This window comes from Brevibacillus panacihumi W25, from assembly GCF_000503775.1.
Lineage (GTDB): Bacteria > Bacillota > Bacilli > Brevibacillales > Brevibacillaceae > Brevibacillus > Brevibacillus panacihumi_A.
In genome coordinates, this window is the sequence record NZ_KI629783.1 from 1 (window position 1) to 950 (window position 950).

The window sequence follows — 950 nt, forward strand, 5'->3', positions numbered from 1 at the left end:
ATCGCTCTCGTAAGGGCGCGAATTTGGTGATTTACGATCAGATCATGGCGGGTCAACACGTTCAATCAAGCTGCACAAATACAAAGTGAAGGAGTATGTACACATGGAAAACATGATCAATACTGAATTGGATATGGACATCGAAGATATTGAAACTATTGAAGACGTTGAAGACGTTGAAGAAGTAGCAGAAGTAGAAGAAGTTGCTGATTCCGACGATGATTTTGATCAGGATGAATCGGATGACGATCATGAAGACGTAGATTTGTCTGATATTACACCGTCCGTATGCCATCAGCAGGGTAGATCGGTCGGAAAAGCAGGGGTTATGTCGATTGTACATTCCAAAAACGGCATGAGGGTCGCGCTGAGTCAGGAGTTGATGGAGCGGCTTCATCATCCCAAAACCGTTCAGATCGGATATGGTGAGGATCGGATTGCCGTTTCAGCGTATCTCGGGGATCAATTTACCTCTTACTCGATGAGAGAAAGCGGTACGAAAAGCATTATCTACCGCAGCGAACTGGTTAAGCAAATTACCGATCGTTATGATCTGGACTTTAGCAATCGTACGTCCATTACCTTCTCCGATGTGACATACAAAGGGCAGGGGAAAAATACGGTCGCGTTCATTCATGTGAAGGAGTAGTAGTAGTGGATACCAAGGGAGGGGGCTCCCCTCTCCCTTCTATACAAAATTTCCGACGATTAGACGAGGAGGATTACCAGATGAGCTTTGATCAATTTCCCAAAACAAACCGCCAAAAAATTAACCGTGCCAATGAAGTCACCGAGTTTGACCTGGAAGTGGATATGGAAGTGGATATAGAGGTCACCGAGGATTCAGACCTCGATGAAGATACTCTTGATGTTGATCAGGAGCCAGCAGAGGTATCTTTACCTGCCGATGAAGTGGATGACTCGGATGGACAATCCCTGCCGCTTTCTGC

Annotated in this window: 1 protein-coding gene and 1 pseudogene; both read left to right on the forward strand. The window is 45.7% G+C overall.

Annotation, left to right across the window (positions count from 1 at the left end; genetic code table 11):
- The first annotated feature begins 103 nt into the window (after positions 1-103).
- Positions 104-649: a hypothetical protein gene (locus tag T458_RS40815; protein WP_007778580.1), complete on the forward strand. Its 546-nt coding sequence runs from the start codon at positions 104-106 to the stop codon at positions 647-649.
- Positions 650-729: 80 nt separating this feature from the next.
- A pseudogene (locus tag T458_RS40820) lies at positions 730-950 on the forward strand (DUF927 domain-containing protein); the annotation flags it as partial.